The sequence below is a fragment of the Pedomonas mirosovicensis genome, assembly GCF_022569295.1.
Classification (GTDB): Bacteria; Pseudomonadota; Alphaproteobacteria; order Sphingomonadales; family Sphingomonadaceae; genus Pedomonas; species Pedomonas mirosovicensis.
The window spans coordinates 1,292,649-1,307,456 of sequence record NZ_JAKFIA010000001.1 but is presented as its reverse complement, the minus strand read 5'-3'; the positions used below and the strand labels follow the sequence as shown (position 1 = coordinate 1,307,456).

At 66.3% G+C, this 14,808-nt stretch carries 17 protein-coding genes; 8 read left to right on the top strand and 9 right to left on the bottom strand.

The window, feature by feature from the left end:
* Positions 1-13: 13 nt before the first annotated feature.
* On the top strand, positions 14-913 hold the full coding sequence (locus L0C21_RS06265) for a choice-of-anchor L family PEP-CTERM protein (RefSeq protein ID WP_259277538.1): 900 nt from the start codon (positions 14-16) through the stop codon (positions 911-913).
* Between the two features lie 83 nt (positions 914-996).
* On the opposite strand, the gene L0C21_RS06260 is transcribed toward L0C21_RS06265, so the two are convergent.
* Positions 997-1,500 carry a low molecular weight protein-tyrosine-phosphatase gene (locus L0C21_RS06260; protein WP_259277537.1) on the bottom strand — a complete coding sequence of 168 codons (504 nt, stop codon included), beginning with the start codon at positions 1,498-1,500 and terminating at the stop codon, positions 997-999.
* Between the two features lie 224 nt (positions 1,501-1,724).
* On the opposite strand from L0C21_RS06260, the gene L0C21_RS06255 reads away from it, so the two are divergent.
* The gene (locus L0C21_RS06255; protein ID WP_259277536.1) at positions 1,725-2,507 is read left to right on the top strand and encodes an SDR family oxidoreductase; all 783 of its coding nucleotides are present in this window, start codon (positions 1,725-1,727) and stop codon (positions 2,505-2,507) included.
* Between the two features lie 76 nt (positions 2,508-2,583).
* Complete coding sequence (locus L0C21_RS06250; RefSeq protein WP_259277535.1) at positions 2,584-4,194, top strand: GMC family oxidoreductase; 1,611 nt, start codon at positions 2,584-2,586, stop codon at positions 4,192-4,194.
* A gap of 13 nt (positions 4,195-4,207) precedes the next feature.
* On the opposite strand, the gene L0C21_RS06245 is transcribed toward L0C21_RS06250, so the two are convergent.
* Entirely contained in the window at positions 4,208-4,441 is a 234-nt protein-coding gene (locus L0C21_RS06245) for a FliM/FliN family flagellar motor switch protein (RefSeq protein ID WP_259277534.1), read from the bottom strand.
* A 56-nt stretch (positions 4,442-4,497) separates the two neighbouring features.
* On the opposite strand from L0C21_RS06245, the gene lipB reads away from it, so the two are divergent.
* Positions 4,498-5,241, top strand: coding sequence for a lipoyl(octanoyl) transferase LipB (gene lipB / locus L0C21_RS06240; protein WP_259277533.1), 744 nt, complete (start codon positions 4,498-4,500; stop codon positions 5,239-5,241).
* A gap of 279 nt (positions 5,242-5,520) precedes the next feature.
* Here lipB and L0C21_RS06235 read toward each other — a convergent pair whose 3' ends face one another.
* Both L0C21_RS06235 and L0C21_RS06230 read right to left on the bottom strand, forming a co-directional pair.
* Positions 5,521-6,693 (bottom strand): EAL domain-containing protein, encoded by a 1,173-nt coding sequence (locus L0C21_RS06235; protein ID WP_259277532.1) that lies wholly within the window; start codon positions 6,691-6,693, stop codon positions 5,521-5,523.
* Positions 6,694-6,812: 119 nt separating this feature from the next.
* Positions 6,813-8,009 carry an EAL domain-containing protein gene (locus L0C21_RS06230; RefSeq protein WP_259277531.1) on the bottom strand — a complete coding sequence of 399 codons (1,197 nt, stop codon included), beginning with the start codon at positions 8,007-8,009 and terminating at the stop codon, positions 6,813-6,815.
* A gap of 404 nt (positions 8,010-8,413) precedes the next feature.
* Here L0C21_RS06230 and L0C21_RS06225 point away from each other — a divergent pair, with 404 nt between their 5' ends.
* From L0C21_RS06225 to L0C21_RS06210, 4 genes are all read left to right on the top strand, one after another.
* Positions 8,414-8,626 carry a hypothetical protein gene (locus L0C21_RS06225; protein WP_259277530.1) on the top strand — a complete coding sequence of 71 codons (213 nt, stop codon included), beginning with the start codon at positions 8,414-8,416 and terminating at the stop codon, positions 8,624-8,626.
* A 67-nt stretch (positions 8,627-8,693) separates the two neighbouring features.
* Positions 8,694-8,999 (top strand): hypothetical protein, encoded by a 306-nt coding sequence (locus L0C21_RS06220; protein WP_259277529.1) that lies wholly within the window; start codon positions 8,694-8,696, stop codon positions 8,997-8,999.
* Positions 9,000-9,154: 155 nt separating this feature from the next.
* Positions 9,155-9,454: an SCP2 sterol-binding domain-containing protein gene (locus tag L0C21_RS06215; protein WP_259277528.1), complete on the top strand. Its 300-nt coding sequence runs from the start codon at positions 9,155-9,157 to the stop codon at positions 9,452-9,454.
* Between the two features lie 138 nt (positions 9,455-9,592).
* The gene (locus L0C21_RS06210; protein ID WP_259277527.1) at positions 9,593-10,090 is read left to right on the top strand and encodes a hypothetical protein; all 498 of its coding nucleotides are present in this window, start codon (positions 9,593-9,595) and stop codon (positions 10,088-10,090) included.
* Positions 10,091-10,283: 193 nt separating this feature from the next.
* Here the strand turns inward: L0C21_RS06210 and L0C21_RS06205 are convergent, their stop codons facing one another.
* The 5 genes from L0C21_RS06205 to L0C21_RS06185 all read right to left on the bottom strand — a co-directional run bounded on the left by L0C21_RS06205 (position 10,284) and on the right by L0C21_RS06185 (position 14,677).
* The gene (locus tag L0C21_RS06205; protein WP_259277526.1) at positions 10,284-10,604 is read right to left on the bottom strand and encodes an OmpA family protein; all 321 of its coding nucleotides are present in this window, start codon (positions 10,602-10,604) and stop codon (positions 10,284-10,286) included.
* Positions 10,582-11,400 (bottom strand): outer membrane protein, encoded by an 819-nt coding sequence (locus tag L0C21_RS06200; protein ID WP_259277525.1) that lies wholly within the window; start codon positions 11,398-11,400, stop codon positions 10,582-10,584. Before L0C21_RS06200 ends, L0C21_RS06205 begins: the two co-directional genes overlap by 23 nt.
* Before the next feature lie 227 nt (positions 11,401-11,627).
* On the bottom strand, positions 11,628-11,984 hold the full coding sequence (locus L0C21_RS06195; protein ID WP_259277524.1) for a DUF2793 domain-containing protein: 357 nt from the start codon (positions 11,982-11,984) through the stop codon (positions 11,628-11,630).
* Between the two features lie 37 nt (positions 11,985-12,021).
* Positions 12,022-14,241 carry a phage tail protein gene (locus L0C21_RS06190; RefSeq protein WP_259277523.1) on the bottom strand — a complete coding sequence of 740 codons (2,220 nt, stop codon included), beginning with the start codon at positions 14,239-14,241 and terminating at the stop codon, positions 12,022-12,024.
* Positions 14,234-14,677, bottom strand: coding sequence for an NlpC/P60 family protein (locus L0C21_RS06185; protein WP_259278832.1), 444 nt, complete (start codon positions 14,675-14,677; stop codon positions 14,234-14,236). Before L0C21_RS06185 ends, L0C21_RS06190 begins: the two co-directional genes overlap by 8 nt.
* Positions 14,678-14,808: the final 131 nt, after the last annotated feature.

The following is a 14,808-nucleotide window of genomic DNA, read 5'->3' as shown; positions in this document are numbered from 1 at the left end:
AAAGGAGCACCTTATGCGTTTGCTCGGACTTGCGGCTGTAGCTGTATTCTCCGTCGGCATCGCGAGCGCTGCCCAGGCAGTCCCCGCCTTCACCGATCTGACCACGACAACGCCGGAGGCACTGGCCAACCTTCTCCTGGCGGAGAACTCCGGTATCACGATCAATTCCGTCGCTTATACCGGCGCGAACGTCGCCTCGGGATCGTTCACCAACGGCAACAGTTCGAACATTGGTTTCGACAGCGGCGTCGCGCTGACAAGTGGCACTCTCAACACCCTGCCCACCAGCTTCAACACCAACAACGTGGCGCTCCCCAACCCGGCGCTCGAGGAATACAATGGCGGCAACCCGACGTTCAACGCCTCCACGCTGACCATCGAGTTCACGCCGGTCGGCAATGAGGTCTCGCTGCTCTACGTATTCGGCTCGAACGACTACCAGTTTTCCGTCGGCACCGCCTTCAACGACGTGTTCGCCGCCGAGGTAAACGGAGAGAACCGGGCACTGGTGCCGGGGACGGACCTGCCCGTCACCATCAACACCGTGAACTGCGGTGATTTTGCCGGCAACAATGCCGCCAACTGCGACCTGTTCCGCGACAACCGCTTCGGCGACATCACGGACCTGGATCTGGAAGGCCTGACGCAGATTTTCGAACTGACAGCGAGCGTCACGCCGGGGGCGATCAACACCCTGATCCTCTCGATCGCCGACAGCTCCGACTCTTTCTTCGATTCCGTCGCCTTCCTGCAGGCGGGCTCCTTCGTCAGCTGCGGCGGCCCTGGCCTGCCGGAGTGCGATGGCGGACCGGGCCCCGGACCGGAACCGGTGCCGGAGCCGGGGACGATCGGCCTTCTTGGCCTTGCCGTGCTGGGCGCGGCGGCCCTGCGCCGTTCGCGTCGCGCACAGTAGGCCGCGCCAGGGGCACCCCGCAGAATTTTACGAGCTTCAGAAAAAGGCGGGCATCCACGGCCCGCCTTTCTTGCATTCTCACCTCAGGCGTTCTTGCCCGCTGTCATCTTGTCCAGGTCGGCGCGCACCGCCTCCAGCAGCGCCTCGCATCCCACCCGGGCCAGGCGGAAGGCTTCCTCAAAGTCATCCTCGCCGCCGTAGTAGGGATCGGGCACCGGTTGACCCTCCATGCCGGGGACGAAATCCAGCAGCATTTGAATGCGGGCCTGATGCCCCATCGGCGCCATGGCGCGGATATTCTCCAGATTGCTGTCATCCAGCGCGATGATGAACCGGAAACGGCTGAAATCCTCGCGGCTGATCTGGCGTGCCCTGAGGCCGGCGATATCGATACCGTACTTGGCCGCCACCGCGCAGCTGCGCGGGTCCGGGCTGCAGCCCACGTGCCAGTCGCCTGTGCCGGCGGAATCAATCCTCACCGCCTCCCCGAGGCCGGCTTCCTCGACCAGATGGCGGAATACGCCCTCGGCCACCGGCGAACGGCAGATATTGCCAAGGCACACGAACAATACTGAGGTCTTCTCCACGCCTTGCTCCTTTAGCCCACATGCGGGTGCGCGGGGTTGCGCGCCGCTTATGCCCCATGCGGCAGCGGGAGGCGAGAGGCTGCGCGGCGCGGCCACCATTCGGCGCAGGCTTGCCCCTCCGACCTTGGAGCAGCCAGGCGGTTGCCTGCATGTCATAAATGTCATCAAACAACCTTAGATTTTATGATTATGATGGCCTCACGCACCTCCCCAGGAGCTTCTCCATGAGCCTGAAGATTGCAGACCTTTTCTCCGTTTCCGGCAAGGTTGTCTTGGTCACCGGCGGCAGCCGCGGCCTTGGCGAGATTTTCGCCCGCGCCTACGTCGAGAACGGCGCGAAGGTCTACATTTCGGCCCGCAAGGCAGAGGCCTGCGACGCCCTGGCGCAGGAGCTGTCGGCCTATGGCACCTGCATCTCCCTGCCTGCCGACCTCAGCCGGATGGAGGAGATCGAGCGGCTGGCCGGCGAACTCGATGCCCGCGAGGAGAAGCTGCACATTCTCATCAACAATGCCGGCTCATCCTGGTCGGCCAAGCTCGATAGCTTTCCCGAGCACGGCTGGGACAAGGTGATGAATCTCAACGTCAAGTCGGTGTTCTTCACCACCCAGAAGCTGATGCCGCTGCTTGCCGCCGCCGGCACGGACGACGATTGGGCGCGGGTCATCAACATCGGCTCCATCGAGGGCCTGCACGTCTCGGAGCTGGACGCTCCGTCCTATTCCACCTCCAAGGCCGCCGTCATCCACCTGAGCCGCGTGCTCGCCGCCAAGCTGGCCCCGTCCAGGATTGCCGTCAACGCGGTGGCGCCGGGCTATTTCCTCAGCAAGCTGACCGAAGGGCTGGGCGAGGAGTATCTGAACGGCGTGGCCTCCGCCAGCCGCATGGGCCGCCTTGGCCGACCGGAGGACATGGCGGGCATTGCCCTCTACCTCGGCTCGCGCGCCAGCGGCTTCGTGACCGGGGCGGTGATTCCGGTGGACGGCGGGCTCGCCACGACTGCCTGATCCCCGTCCGAAAACCGTTTCGGATATAGTCCATCTGCTATATAAATTCAGTTATATCAGATGGGTGGGGAGCATCATGGCCGCGCGTTGGGACTACATCATCGTGGGCGCTGGCTCTGCGGGCTGCGTGCTTGCCAACCGTCTGAGCGAGAACCCCCGCAACCGGGTGCTGCTGGTCGAGGCAGGCGGGCCTGACAAGGACCTGTTGATCCGCATGCCGCTGGGGGTAGCCCAGCTGGTGCCGCCCGGTCGCTCGCCGCACAACTGGGAATACTGGACCGCACCCCAGCCGCAGCTGGATGGCCGCCGCCTCTACTGGCCGCGCGGCAAGGTGCTGGGCGGTTCCTCCTCCATCAACGCCATGGTTTATGCCCGCGGCCACCCGTCAGACTATGACACCTGGGCGCGACTCGGCTGCACGGGCTGGAGCTGGGATGACGTGGCCCCTTATTTCCTGCGCGCGGAGGATAGTGAACGGGGCCCCAGCGCCCACCACGGCGTTGGCGGGCCGCTGCGAACCTCCACCCGTTGCCTGCCGAGCCCGCTGGTCGAGGCCTTTCTGCAAGCCGGGCGCGAGCTTGCCCTGCCTGATACCGACGATTTCAATGGCCCGGTGTTCGAAGGGCTTGGCCGCTATGATTCCACCACTGGCAACGGCGAGCGCTGGTCTGCCGCCCGCGCCTGGCTGCGCCCGGCCCTCTCCCGACCCAATCTGAGCGTGCTGACCAATGCCGTGGCGGAGCGGATCGTATTCACCGAGGGCCGCGCCGCAGGTCTCCTCGTCCAGCGAGGCGAGGAACGGCAGGTCTACCCTGTTTCCGGGGAAATCCTGCTTGCGGGCGGCACCATTAATACGCCCCAGCTGCTCATGCTCTCCGGCATCGGGCCGGGCGATCACCTGCAGGACATGGGCCTTGCGGTTGTCCGCCATGCGCCGGGCGTCGGCGGCAACCTGCAGGACCACCTGGACGTTACCCTGCGCTGGACCTGCGAGGCCCCCATTTCGCTGCTGCGCTACCGTTATGGCCTGCCGCGCCTGCTCACCGGCCTCAGCTGGATGGCGGGGCGAAGAGGCGTTGCCGGCTACATTCCAACGCCTGCGGGCGGGTTCCTCAAATCGCGCGGCCAACTTGCCGTGCCTGATCTCCAGCTGCATTTCATGTGCAGCCTCGGCAATCCGCATGTGCGGGAGGAGATGAACCGCCACGGCTTCCAGATCCACGTCTGTCACCTGCGGCCGCTGTCGCGCGGCACCATCCGCCTCGCCTCGCCCGATCCTGCCCGGCATCCGGTCATCGATCCCGGCTACCTGCGGTCGGAGGCGGACCTGGAAGCCCTGCTGGCGGGCGTCGTGCTGACGCGCCGCATCGGCAACGCGGCAGCCTTCAGACCGTTTGGCAGCGCCGAGCTTGAACCGGGCGCGATTCACAGCCGCGATGATCTGGTCGCCTTCATCCGCGCATCAGCAGAGACCATCTACCACCCGGTGGGCACCGCCCGCATGGGCAACGACGAGCAGGCGGTGGTCGATCCGCGCCTTCGGGTGCGCGGGGTCGAGGGCCTGCGGGTCGTCGATGCCTCGATCATGCCGGTTCTCGTCTCCGGCAACACCAACGCGCCGACCATGATGATCGCGGACAAGGCCGCCGACATGATTCTGGAAGACAGCGCGCGCCTCGCGGCCTGAGCGCGCGTAGGTGTTACGCGGCGCGGCGCACCCGCTCGACGATGGTGACGCCGATGCGCTCGCCCAGCAGCACGATTTCGCCTCTGGCGATCAGCTCATTGTTGGCGTAAATCCACACCGGATCGTCATGGCGCGCATCCAGGTCGATGACCGCGCCACGGCCCATTTTCAAGAGATGCTTGATCGGCATTCTGGTCCGGCCAAGAACGACAGAGATCTCCAGCTTGACCTTGTCAACGGCGCTCATTCCCGGTTCCTTCGGCCCAGTCCTAATTGGTCACTCGCGAGGCAGACTGACGCAAGATGGTTAGAGAGACGTTAAGAGCGGGGGAAACGATAGACGCAACCGCATCGGCGGCAGAGGGCACAACGGCCCTGCCCGCGCCGGAGCTGCGCTTCAGCCCCGATCTGGTGCCCTACCCGAAAGCGCTGGCCGCCATGGAGGCGCGCGCCGCCGCCGTGGCCGAAGGGCGCGAAGGCGAGCTGGTCTGGTTCGTCGAGCATCCGCCGCTCTATACCGCCGGCACCAGCGCCAGGCCGGAGGACCTGCGGGACGCCGGCCGCTTTCCCGTGTTCGAGACCGGTCGTGGCGGCCAGTTCACCTATCATGGTCCCGGCCAGCGGGTGGTCTACCCCATCCTCAACCTCGGCGCGCGCGGGCGCGACCTGCGCGCCTACGTCTGCGCCATCGAGAGCTGGATCATCGACACGCTGGCGGATTTCGGCGTGAAGGGCGAGCGCCGCCAAGGGCGCGTCGGCGTCTGGGTGGTGCGGGAAGACGGGCGGGAGGAGAAGATCGCCGCCATCGGCGTGCGCGTGCGCCGCTGGGTGACGCTGCACGGGCTCGCCCTCAACGTGCGGCCGGACCTCTCCCACTACGGCGGCATCGTGCCCTGCGGCCTGCCGGATTATGGCGTCACCAGCCTCGCCGCGCTTGGCAAGGATGTCACCCTGCAACAGGTGGACGAAGCGCTCCTGCGCCACATGCCCGCCTTCCTGGCGCGCTTCACCAACAGCGGCTCCGCCTGTGCCACGGGCGCCGCATAGACAGAAGAACCCAAGGGGGACTTGCCCCTCTTGGAGCAGGTTGTCTTCAATATGCAGGGGGAGCGCTCAGCCAGTGGCTTCGCCCCCTTCCGACCCCAATTCGTCCTTCGGGCCCCGCTTCCAGCGCCCGCCTGATACGCGTCCCGACAACAAAGTGAGAAGGACCGGGCCGCGCCCTTCCTCCAGCGGATGCGCCAGCACGACCGGGCACGTCCCGATAAAACGAAGGGAGTGCAGAGGGCCCCAAGACCCTCTGCAAAAACAAACCCCTCTCCCGGCTTACGCCGACTTGCGGCTTGGCGTGTCCAGATCAGAGCGCGCCGGCTTGGGCTCCCCGAACAGGAAGCCCTGCGCCTGGCGCAGGCCCAGCTTTTCCACCTTCGCCAGCGTGTCCTCGTCCTCGACGCGCGTGGCGATGAGGGTGATGTTGTGCTCTTCGAACTGGGCGCAGAAGGCGGCCCGATCCATCGGGCACGGCGCTTCCAGCAGGGTGGATGCGTCGATCTTGACGAACTGCACGTTCATGCCCGCCAGCCAGGCGGCGTCCAGCGCGAACAGGTCCGTCACATGGTCGATGGAAAAAACGAACCCGAGGCGGCTCAGCGTCGTCAGCTGCTCGCGGCTGCCGGCCGGAAGCTGGATCATGTCTCGCGCTGTGGCCTCCAGCGCCACACGGCTGCCCAGTCCCCGATGCGCGCAGATGAAATTCACCAGCTCACCCAGGAAGCCCTGGTCCTCCAGCACCCGGCCGGAGATGTTGACGAACAGCTTCACGCCCGGCCGGCGCGGCCCCAGCTTTCGCACCAGATTGATGCAGCGGAAGAGCAGGAGGTTGTCGAGCGCCGAGACCAGCCCCGAGCGCTCCGCCTCGCTCATGTAGTCGGATGGGCTGATGACATTGCCCCGCAAGTCCCGCAGGCGTGAGAAGCTTTCATAGTGCACCACCCGGCGTTCGGGCAGCTGCACGATCGGTTGCAGATAAAGGTCGACCCGGCTTTCCTGCAGCGCCCCCTGAAGCAGGGAGAGCATGTTCACCTTGGGTGCGGTAGGCGCCAGGGCTTTGTCGGCCGGGTCCTGCCGGGCGCCGGCCACCTGCTCCACCATCACGCGCAGCATCTCGACCTCGGCCGTCAGCTCCACGGAGTTCTGGCTGTTCCGGTCCTGCAATTGGGCGGCCAGGGCTGCCAATTCCCGTTCCAGCGCGGCAATGCGGGCAGAAAGGCGCGGGGCGACATCGGCGGCATCTGCGATCTGCCGCTCTACGTCCGACCAGTAGCGCTCCAGCACCACCACCAGATAGGCCAGCGCCCCGAGGGCAGCAAAAGCGAAGCCGGTCAGCAGCGCCAGCCGGTCCTCCCCGGTGAGAGACCACGCCAGGCCGAGTCCCGCAAGAAAACACCCCGAGACGACGAAAACGCCTGTTACCCCCCAGCCAAGCGCCCGCAACCGCATGAGTTCCCCCGTCCTCAGTGCATACAGTGGCCAAACATCGGCCAACATCCTTTACGGAAAGTAAATTTCCGCAAATGGAAACGGAATTTTAATGAATTGCGACTGGGACCGAAATGATTCTACGCCATTTCTGACGGCGGCACAGCCACGCCGCGCCCCGGCCGCGGCGAGCCGAACAGATAGCCCTGTCCGTAGGCTGCGCCCAGTTCGAGCACCTCCGCCACCGTCCGGTCCGTCTCAATGCGGGTTACGATCAGCGTCATGCCGTGGCGCTCCAGCGTTTCGGCCAGCACGGCCCGCACATATGAAATGGGCCCGCTCAGGTAAATCTCGGCGTCCATCTTCAGGAAGCGCACGTTGAGCCGGGCCAGCCGCGCCAGGTCGAGCGCTGCCATGTCCGTTACATTATCTATGGAGAAGGCGAATCCCACGCGGGCCAGCTCCGCCAGCTGGGCGATGGCCGCCTCCGGCAGCTGGGCCAGATCGCCTGCTGAAAACTCGAACACCAGCCGGTCCGCCAGTTCGCGCTGCTGTTCCAGAAACTCCACCAGTTCGGCAAGGAAGGTCTCGTCGGTCAGCGATCCGGCGGACATGTTGCAGAACAGGCGCACGCCCGGCCGGCGCGGCCCCAGCTTGCGGATCAGGTTGATGGAGCGGAACAGCAGCAGGTTGTCGAGCAACGATACCAGCCCCGCTTCCGCCGCCTCGTCCAGGTAATCGCTAGGGGTGAACACCCGGCCCTTTTCATCGCGCAGGCGCGACAGGGCTTCATAGTGCATCACCTTCCGGCTCGGCAGGCGCACGATCGGCTGCAGATAGAGATCAACCCGGCTTTCTTTCAGCGCCGAGCGTAGAAGCGCGGCGATATCCCGTCCGGCCTGCCCCTTGCCCACCGCAGCCAGCGCGCCGGATGCCGCGTCGCTCGCCACTCCCGCCTGCCGCATGTCGCCCGCCAACCGCTCCATCATCAATCGCAAAAGGCTCAGCTCCGCAGCCAGGTCCGCCGTCTTGCGGCTCTGCTCGGCCGTCAGGTCGCTGAGCATGGCGGTCACGTTCCGCTCCACGCGCAGCAGCCGCTCGTCCAGTTCCGGCAGCAGTCGGTCCTGCTCCGTCACCCAGGCAATCATCCGCCGCCGCTCGCCCAGAATGCCGGCAATGAGGTGCAGCAGGAACGCCGCGCCCACCACCCCCAGCCCGAGGAGAAGGGCCGTTGTCACGTCCAGCCCGGCGAGGCTGAGCCCGGCCAGTGCCGTCAGCCCTCCGGCAAGGGCGTAGGCGACAAGGGCCGTGATGGTTCTGTACGGCAGCGGATGCATGTGTTCCCTGTTCTGGCGACAACCTTTGCCCAGACTGTGGGCGCATAGCCCTTACGGCACGGTTAACGCCCTGTTTTCCACGAATGGCTGGCCCGATCAGCGATGCCGGGAAACGCCGGCAGGGAGATAAGGCATCCGCGGCCTTGGCCTCGCCCAGTCTTGTCATCGGCAGCTGCGGCGGCCTGCCGGCCGGTCTTCTTGGCGTCGGCGCTCGGCCCTTGCATCCCCCGTCCTGCCCTTGTCGGGTGGGTCCTCCTGGCCTGGAAAACCGACTCAAGCGCAGCTCCGCTTCTCGGATTCATTCGGTTGGTTCCGTTTTGCCTCCTGTTGGGGCCCATGATCGGCCCCGCACCGGCCGAAACACGCCTTACGCACGCCTTCCCGGCCAACAGGAGGCGGATAATTTGCGTGTCTTTTCTGATACTTGCACCTTCAACACTTTTAGCCAAATCATTTTAATAGAGTTAAGCATCGTTCCTATTGCGTTATCGCAAGCGTTGGGATACGGCGGCGCTGCGGCAGAGGTTTTCGCCTTCCCGGCCAAGCCAAAAAAAGCTTGGAAAAATGGAAAGGTAGCAATCATTAAGCCGCTTGTTACGCTGATAAATAGTGGCTAAGGTTCCGCGCGGTTTGGGGACAACACGGGCTAACCAAAACCACTCGTTGACAAACAAGGAGTCAAAAATGGGTGATCTTCTGCTGAAACTGAAGTCGGCTGCTCTGGTTGCTGGTGCGGCTGTTGCTCTGGCCGCTTGCGGCGGTGGCGAGCAGGCTGCGACTGACGCTGCTGCTGAGCAGACCGAAGCTGCTGACGCTGCTGCTGCCGACGCCGCTGCTGCTGACGCTGCTGCGACCGACGCTGCTGCCGCTGCTGACGCTGCTGCGACCGACGCCGCTGCTGCTCCGGCTGACGCTGCTGCGACCGACGCTGCTCCGGCTGACGCCGCTGCGACCGACGCTGCTCCGGCTGACGGCGCTGCTGCCGAGTAAGCTGCTGCAAAGCACGCTAAGGGAGGCCGCCCAATCGGGCGGCCTTTCTTTTTGTCCCCCGGCCCCTCCCCCTAACCTACGCAGTTGAGTCCCCGCCCTCCGCAAGCTACGACCGGTACGAGAGAGACTGCGTCACTGGCATTCCGGAGATTTCGATGACCTTGGCGGAACTGACCGAAAAGCTGCGCGGCAAGGCGCGCGAAGACCTGGGGCTACGCAAGACCATCAAGCTGGACTTTGGCAACGAAGGCATCATCCGGTTTGACGGCACCACCACGCCCAACACCGTCTCCAACGACGACGGCCCGGCGGATTGCACCATCAAGGTGAAGCTGGCCGACTTTCTCGACATCATGACCGGCCGCAAGAGCGCCCAGGCGGCCTTCCTGTTCGGCAAGGTCCGGGTGGAGGGCGACATGGGCGTCGCCATGCAGCTCAGCCGCCTGGTCGGCTGAGCCACGGCCGCTTGCAAGCGCCCCCGGCAGGCCCAAATAACCTGTTCGTTCCGGGGCGTTTAAAGGACTTTCTGCAATCTGTCTCATTTGCTTGCGCGCGGGCTTGACCGGCTTTCGGGCTGCGGTAATTCTCCCGCCATGAGGATTATTACCGCATCGCTCGTACTGGCGGGGCTGCTTGTCTCCGTCCAGGCCCATTCCAAAGCCGCGCCGCGCAAGCCCAGCGCGTCCGCAGCCAAAAGCGCCTCGCTCTCGGAGCTGGAGGCCATCTGGAACATGCGCGCCGCGCTCAACGTGGCGGCGCTGCAATGCCAGTATGATCCGATGCTGGCCCTGCCGGACCGCTACAACACCTTCCTGCGCCTGCATGAAGACGAGTTGAAGCAGGTCTACACCAACCTCGTGAAGAAGCGGGGTGGCCAGGCCAAGTTCGACCGCATCAACACCCAAGTCTACAACAAGTTCGCCACGGTCCCGCAGAAGGTCGTGTTCTGCAACATGGCGGCGGACGTCAGCGTGGCCGCGATGAACGCCGCGCCCTTCGATCTCCTGTCCGTGGCCCGTGAGGCTCATCCGGCCCTCACCCGGCTGATCTCCGGGGCGGAAGTGGCCAGCGCCACGCCAGGCAGCCACTGAGCCCTAGAACCGCCAGGCACCGTCCAAGCCTGACCATCTTTTAACGTCAAAGCGCCCCATCAGCGGGCGCTTTTTCGTATGGGCAGTGCCTGCCCCATCCGCCCATCACGATCCGACAGGCGCTCCAAAAAGAAAGCGCCCGGCAAATCTGCCGGGCGCCTCTTTCTTCAGCCGTCGTGAAGACGATCAGGTCTTACTCAGCGACCTTGATCTCCACGCGACGGTTCTGCGGCTCGCGCACACCGTCGGCGGTGTCGACGAGCGGCTTGGACTCACCGAAAGCCTCGGTCTTGATCGCGTCAGCCGACAGGCCCTTGCTCTGCAGGAAGGCCTTGGCAGCCTGAGCGCGACGCTCCGACAGCTTCTGGTTGTAGGCGTCCGCACCGGCGCGGTCCGCGTGGCCCTGCACCAGGATGGAAACCTGGCCGCCCTTCTGGAAGGCCTCGGCAGCCTGGGTCAGCACCTGCTGCGCGTCGGCGGTCAGTTCGGCCTTATCGAACTCGAAGAAGACCATGAACGGACCCGGCACTGCCGGAGCCGGCGGCGGCGGAGGCGGCGGGGGCGGAGGAGGCGGCGGCGGCGGGGGCGGCGGCGGCGGGGGGAGGCGGCGGCGGCGGAGCAGCCGGCTCTTCCTTCTTCGTGCCGAAGTTGAAGGCCACGCCCAGCATCAGGCTGTGCGAGCGGAAATCGCCCTCGAGGGCGGTGCCGCCCGTCGAACGGAAGTCACCGCTGGTCGCCTTGAAGTAGCGATACTCCAGCGTCAGGTCGGTGCTCTCGCTCAGCTCGCGACGCAGACCGGCAATGGCCTGCCACGCAAAGGCGGTGTCGCCGTCGTTAAGGAAGGCATTGGCGCCCTCGGCAACGCGGTAGTTCTTCGCCTTCAGGTGCGCCAGACCGACGCCGCCGCCGATGTAGGCGGAGGTCTTGCCCTCGGTCGGGATGTCGAACAGGCCGTTCAGCATGAAGCTGGTGACGCGGGTGGTGCCGCGGCCGTCCCAGAAGTAGTCGGTGGAGCCCAGCTCCGGCAGACCCTCATTGAAGAAGTGGGTCATCTTGCCCTGCTGGTAGCCCAGCTCGAACTCCGTGCGGAACTTGCCGAAGTCATAGCCGACCTGGCCGGAAACGCCCCAGCCCGGAGCCTTGTGGTCCGTCTGGAATGCATCGGCATCGGCATCCTTCTGGGTGAAGGTGCGGTCCTGAATGATGGATACGCCGCCCTTGAGGCCAAGGTACCAAGCGTCGTCCTGCGCGAAGGCGGTACCCGCCAGAAGCGTCGTAGTCATCATGACTGCGACTGACAATTTGCGCATGATGTCCCCTTTCTTCGTGAACATTTCGGGTGGGAACTTAGTAACGCTGAAGGGGTCGGTCAACGAAACCGGAGGCTTAGAACGGGTCCAACCCTCCGCTAGCCCGTCTTAGGCCCGAATCTGTTGCGCGGAAGTCACAGTTTAATAACACAGTGGCAACTATTGCTTATAAATCAAGTTGCTTAAGAATACGGCATGTATGTTGCTAATAAGCATCAAACAACCTGTCAACCAGCGGCGGGCCAGCCATCCGTCCGCCACTGCGCGCCATCGCGCCAGGCGAAGGTTTGCGCCGCCTTCACCCAGGCCAGCATGCCTTCCCGCGCCGGGGCGAAGCGCCAACCGCCCCCGGTCCACAGCGCCAGCGCTCCATCCTGCCCGGCCCAGGCCTCCGTGGCGGCTGTTCCCACGATCCACATTTGCCCCGGCTGCGGCGCGGCGGGCGGAGTCGCCAGCGTGTGAGTCTCCACCGCCGGATGCGCCAGCAGATCGAGCAGCGCCAGCGCCTCGTTGTGGGTCACTTCCTTTTGCGCCTGCCCTGCCTGAAGCAGCGGCAGGCCATGCCGGATGGTCGTGTCCGCCATCGCCCATTCCTTCCGTCCGTTTGAGATTGCCTGAAACTCAGAATGCAACCGCGCGCCGGGCAGCCGCGCCCGGCGCCACCTGCACCTCGAACGAGGCGGGCGGCGCGCCGAAATCCTCGATTTGCTGGGTTTGCGTATAAACGGCCTCAGGCAAGGCCACCCGCCACTGCCGCCGCATCGCCCCGTTGGCGAGAATCCGCACATCATACTGTTCGGCTTCCTCCGCCAGCGGCGCGTCGGCCCCGTCCACCCAGTCGAAGCCCTGTCGGCTGCGCCGCACCCAGGTCAGGCGCACGTCGCCCGCCGCATCGCGCTGCGCCCGCAGGTGCGCGGGGGCGAGCGGCCTCAGCCCCTGCGCCGCCACCGTCACGCCTTGCGCCGCCACGTCCTCCAGCGTCTCGTAAGGGCTCATCGCCTTGAACAGCAGCGTCTGGCCCACCCTGGCGAGCCCGGCGTCATAGGGCACCAGCGCCGCGCCGCTCAGCAGCACGAACCGCTCGCCCGCCTGATGCCCGGCCACCGCCGCCTCCGTGCCCCGCCGCCCGCGCAAAAGTCCCGAGAGGCGGTAGCGCCCGCTCGCCAGCAGCTCGGCATTGGCGAACTGCACCAGCTCATCGCCGATGAGGCACAGGTTGCTTCCCGCCAGCACCGCCGGCTCGGGCCGCGACTCCAGCGCCATGTCCGCGGCGAGCAACTCCACCTCCACCGCGCTCACCCGGTCCCAGAAGGCGGTCTCCCCTGCTGGCAGCGCGGTTGCCGCCACGCCCATCACCGTGCGGGCGGGAATGTCCGCCGCCGCGCGGTAGTCGAAGCCACCATCCGGACTCACCGCGACGCTGGCCCGGCGCCACCCCTCCGACTCGCCCGCCACCGCCAGATGCAGCACGGGCCCCGTCGCCAGCGTGGCGGAGAGCGGCGGCAGGTCCAGCACATGCAGCGTCGTTGGACCGTGCGGTGTTGCGGGCTGCGGCACCGCCTCTCCCGGCTCGGCCTCGGCATGGCTCACTTCATCCTCAGACGATACCGGCACCGCGCTCACCAGAATGCGCCCGGCCTCCACCGTCACCTCCCGCGCCTGCCACAGCCGGTCGCCCTCGCCCTCCAGCCGCAACGCATCCCCCGGCGTCAGAGCGAGGTAGCGCCACGGCAAGGCCAGCGTCATCGGCGCGCGCCGCCGCCAGCGCCGGGCCAGCAGCCGCTCCGCCGCCTGCTTGGCGGTCTGGGCATCGAGCGCAGCCGGCACCTCCTGCCGCTCGGCGCTGCCGCCAGGCGCGCTCAACCGGCGGGCCCGTTGCAGGCCGGCCTGATAGTCCCGCGCCACATCGAGGTAGGAGAGGCTCACTTCCCGAGGCACCGAGGCCTCCCCCGCCCGCGTCACCTGCCGGCGCGGGGTCTCCTCCCCTTCGCTGGCCGCGCCCAGGTCGCGCTGCGCGATCACAACCGGCGTCTGCGAGGCCCGGTCCGCCAGCCGCATGTCTTCCCCGCTTTCAACGATATGAAGCGGGCTCAGCGCCCCCAGCGTCCTCAGCGCATCACCCGCCGTGACGGCCCGGCCGATGGCGAAGCCCCGCACGCCGTCCTGCGCCGCTCCCACCGTCGCCGGAAGCCCGATGCGGGCGCACAGGTCCTGCGCGATGCTGGCAACCAGCATCTTTGCCCCGCCATCCGCCGTCACTTCAAAGGTGAGCTGGGGAATGCGATTGGCGAAGTCTCCCAGCGCCAGGTCCTCGAACACCGCATAGGCCAGCCCCCGGTAGGCGGGGGCGTTGCCCACGCCCTGCGCCGCCTCGATCAGCGGGTCGGGCAGCTGGCGCTCATCACCCCGGTAGATCCGCATTTTCCCGCCCACGGTCAGGTGCCCGGCCGTATCGCGAATCAGCTTGCCGTCCGCCCACACCCGCCCCACCGAGAGAATGGGCCGCCCCGCCAGCGCCACCGCGAACGAGGCTGAATAGAGGTAACTGACCGTTGTCACCGAGCCGCGCTTGCCGCCGCCCTGTTTTTCCTCGACCCGCGTTTCCTTGAGCCCGGTCGCCCAGATCACGTTTCCAGCGATACGCGTCGTGCCATAGACCAGCGCGACCGCCGCGCCGTAGGAGGAGCCCTGCACCATCAGGTCCTGCAAGCGCGGCCCCTCGGCGCGGGCGGAGGGCGCGAAGACATAGTTATCCACCGCCGTGCCGATGGCCGAGCCGATCAGCCCGCCGATCGGCCCGCCGAAATAGCTGCCGACCGCGCCGAGGATGACATTAGCCATGTCTTGCCTCTCCCGTTTTCACAGCCCCCGCTGTTCCTGCCACCATCTCCTGCGGGAAGCGCCACGCCGCCGTCAGCGCCGCCTGCCACTCCCCGTCCAGCCGGTGCTCCGCCACCCGGCCCAGCCCCCGGTGGGCGTGGATGATCCCGTGCTCGCTCCGGATCGCCAGATGCAGCAGCCCCCGGCCCAGGTCGAACAGCAGCACGTCCCCCACCCGCGCCTGCCCCGGCGCCACCGGCACGAGCCCGGCTCGCGCCAGTCCCGCCTCCAGCCGCGCTCCGTTGCCGGTGAGGCCATAGCCCGTCTCGTCATGCGCGCTCAGCCCAAGGCTGCGCCCCACATGCGCCACCAGCCCCACGCAATCGAGGCCGCGCCCCGGCACTCGCCCGTGCGTGCGAAACGGCGTGCCGACGCACGCCCGCGCCGCCGCGGCGATTTCCTCCCCCGCGTCGTCATGGTTTTTCGCCTTTTTCTGGTTTTGTGTTTTTTGGTTTTGCAGGAGGGTCTCAACCCTCCTGCACCTCCCTGAACTTCAGGGCCACGCCCGGCCTTAAGCGGCGCACTTTC

What these genes read in the sequence shown, in the direction of transcription:
- L0C21_RS06265 (WP_259277538.1), top strand. Translation starts at nt 14, where the DNA reads ATGCGTTTGCTCGGACTTGCGGCTGTAGCTGTATTCTCCGTCGGCATC.
- L0C21_RS06255 (WP_259277536.1), top strand. Translation starts at nt 1,725, where the DNA reads ATGAGCCTGAAGATTGCAGACCTTTTCTCCGTTTCCGGCAAGGTTGTC.
- L0C21_RS06250 (WP_259277535.1), top strand. Translation starts at nt 2,584, where the DNA reads ATGGCCGCGCGTTGGGACTACATCATCGTGGGCGCTGGCTCTGCGGGC.
- L0C21_RS06245 (WP_259277534.1), bottom strand. Translation starts at nt 4,441, where the DNA reads ATGAGCGCCGTTGACAAGGTCAAGCTGGAGATCTCTGTCGTTCTTGGC.
- lipB (WP_259277533.1), top strand. Translation starts at nt 4,498, where the DNA reads ATGGTTAGAGAGACGTTAAGAGCGGGGGAAACGATAGACGCAACCGCA.
- L0C21_RS06235 (WP_259277532.1), bottom strand. Translation starts at nt 6,693, where the DNA reads ATGCGGTTGCGGGCGCTTGGCTGGGGGGTAACAGGCGTTTTCGTCGTC.
- L0C21_RS06230 (WP_259277531.1), bottom strand. Translation starts at nt 8,009, where the DNA reads ATGCATCCGCTGCCGTACAGAACCATCACGGCCCTTGTCGCCTACGCC.
- L0C21_RS06220 (WP_259277529.1), top strand. Translation starts at nt 8,694, where the DNA reads ATGGGTGATCTTCTGCTGAAACTGAAGTCGGCTGCTCTGGTTGCTGGT.
- L0C21_RS06215 (WP_259277528.1), top strand. Translation starts at nt 9,155, where the DNA reads ATGACCTTGGCGGAACTGACCGAAAAGCTGCGCGGCAAGGCGCGCGAA.
- L0C21_RS06210 (WP_259277527.1), top strand. Translation starts at nt 9,593, where the DNA reads ATGAGGATTATTACCGCATCGCTCGTACTGGCGGGGCTGCTTGTCTCC.
- L0C21_RS06205 (WP_259277526.1), bottom strand. Translation starts at nt 10,604, where the DNA reads ATGGTCTTCTTCGAGTTCGATAAGGCCGAACTGACCGCCGACGCGCAG.
- L0C21_RS06200 (WP_259277525.1), bottom strand. Translation starts at nt 11,400, where the DNA reads ATGCGCAAATTGTCAGTCGCAGTCATGATGACTACGACGCTTCTGGCG.
- L0C21_RS06195 (WP_259277524.1), bottom strand. Translation starts at nt 11,984, where the DNA reads ATGGCGGACACGACCATCCGGCATGGCCTGCCGCTGCTTCAGGCAGGG.
- L0C21_RS06190 (WP_259277523.1), bottom strand. Translation starts at nt 14,241, where the DNA reads ATGGCTAATGTCATCCTCGGCGCGGTCGGCAGCTATTTCGGCGGGCCG.